Source organism: Streptomyces sp. NPDC002619 (genome assembly GCF_042889305.1).
In the GTDB taxonomy this organism is placed as follows: Bacteria; Actinomycetota; Actinomycetes; order Streptomycetales; family Streptomycetaceae; genus Streptomyces.
This window is the reverse complement of sequence record NZ_JBIAQV010000147.1, coordinates 1-1,901: the sequence shown is the minus strand read 5'-3', so window position 1 is coordinate 1,901 and position 1,901 is coordinate 1. Positions and strand designations below refer to the sequence as shown.

The following is a 1,901-nucleotide window of genomic DNA, read 5'->3' as shown; positions in this document are numbered from 1 at the left end:
ACAAAGTGCGGGCCGCTGGTGGAGCACTTCGGAGCGATGCTGCGGCGCTCCGCGCCGCACTGCTCAGGATCGGATTCCCTCCCCGCCTGAAGGCGGGGATTCCCCCCGAAGAGAAGGGATGGCGATCGGGGAACTGTCGGACAACGCAACCGCCGCTGCGTTCGCGATGCGTACCGCGGCCAGCGGCGCGCCAACGAATTGCCCGGGTCACCTCCGCGGCGTCACCTCCGCCATGCGCGACCAGCCCTGCCCCTCGGTCTCGACGTGGATGAGGTCGGGCGTCTCGGCCACGACGTCCGGCATCCACGCCATGGCCGTCTTGAAGTGGTTGGAGTTGACGTGCGCGGCGCCCGCCTCGCTGGAGGCGAAGGCCTCCAGCAGGACGAAGCGGTGGGCGGCGGCGGTGTCGACGGACCACTCGAAGAAGAGGTTGCCGGGCTCGGGTCGCGGCGGTGAAGTCGGCGAGTGGAATGAGGCGATAGTCCTGCACGACCTGATCCGGGCACTGCGCACCGACGGCGCGTCCGATGAGGCCGACCGCATGGAGTCCTCGGCGATCTCGGCCAACCCGGTCTTTGTCCGGATGCCCGGCCGGGACGGTGCCCAGGCCATCCCGGACGAAGACTGACCTACCGGGTTCCCGCGCACACAGCTGAGGATAGTCGGCGTACCGCAGCTGCGCTGAGCCTGATGCGGCAAGCGGCCGGTGGACACCGCCAGCCGGACCGGTGTCACCGCCGCCCCCGCTGCTGCGGCAGTCTGCCCTCTGGTGGTCTTACTCGGCCTGGTCGGACAGCTGCCCGTCCTTGGCGTGTGAGGCCGTCTGCTCGGCCGTGTTGGGGGCGGTGTAGTAGACGGAGCTGCCCTGCTTGGTGCGCTGAGCCTGATTCTTGGCCACCAGGTTTTCGAGGGTGGTGCGCACGACGGTGGTCTTGATGCCGCGTTCGGGGTGGGCCGTGTCGAGTGCGCTGGCGACCTCCGCTGCGGAGCGCGGGTCGCTCTGCTCGGTGAGGTGGCTGCGGATGAGTTCGACCAGCGTGGGCCGGGTCGCCTTCACGGCTGTGATGTCGCCCGCAGGCTTCTTGCCGGCAGCCGTCTTCTTGGGCGCAGAGTTCTTGGCCGCCGCGCGGTCCTGCGTGTCGTCGGTCTTCTTCGCCCGCGTCCGCTTGCCGGCACCGTGCTCACCAGAGGTCTTCTTACGGGGGGCGGGCACGGTGGAGCTGTCCGGGGTGGCCGCAGGCTGAATGGATGTCGGCGAAACGCCACCAAGTACCTGCTGCACGTTGACCAGCACGGCGTGGTCGTGCTGCAGGGCGGCCAGCTGCTCCTGCAGTGCGGCGATGTCCGCGCTGATGCGTTCCTGCTCCTTGGCATTGTGCTCGAGGTCGCTGGTCACCTGGGCGGCGTACTGCGACGTCAGCCCGGTGGTTGCCGTTGTGCTCTCCGACATGGTGTTGCCTTTCTCGGTGTTCCTGGCCGGATGGGCCAGGTCTTTGGCGGCGGCGCAGAGCGCCACGCGTGTGGGCTCGGGCTGGTGTCTGAAGGCAGCGGCGGTCACTGCTGCAAATAGCCCAGCATAGAGATGGTACGTGTGAGTTAAGCCTGTTGTTTCACTTGAGTGATGTCTTTTGTTCGAGGTGAGGTTCAGGGGCGGCGCACGTGGTGATGTCTGGGGTGTACTGCAGAGTGCGTTGGTGGGAGCCTCGTGGGGGAGTTGCCATCCCTCTTCTTCGGGGGGAATCCCCGCCTTCGGGCGGGGAGGGAATCCGATCCTGAGTGCTGCGGCGCGGAGCGCCGCAGGATCGTTCTGGAATGCTCCGCCAACGGTCCGTACTCAGTCGGGCCGCTTCTGGTTCTCGATGTAGTCCTTGACCACCTGGAGCGGTGCGCCGCCGCATGAT

The 1,901-nt window shown here is 67.5% G+C and carries 2 protein-coding genes; both read right to left on the bottom strand.

The window, feature by feature from the left end; all coding sequences use genetic code 11:
• Positions 1–207: 207 nt before the first annotated feature.
• On the bottom strand, positions 208–567 hold the full coding sequence (locus ACFYXB_RS45910; RefSeq protein WP_389591458.1) for a putative quinol monooxygenase: 360 nt from the start codon (positions 565–567) through the stop codon (positions 208–210).
• A 208-nt stretch (positions 568–775) separates the two neighbouring features.
• Positions 776–1,450: a BlaI/MecI/CopY family transcriptional regulator gene (locus ACFYXB_RS45905; RefSeq protein ID WP_389591456.1), complete on the bottom strand. Its 675-nt coding sequence runs from the start codon at positions 1,448–1,450 to the stop codon at positions 776–778.
• Positions 1,451–1,901: the final 451 nt, after the last annotated feature.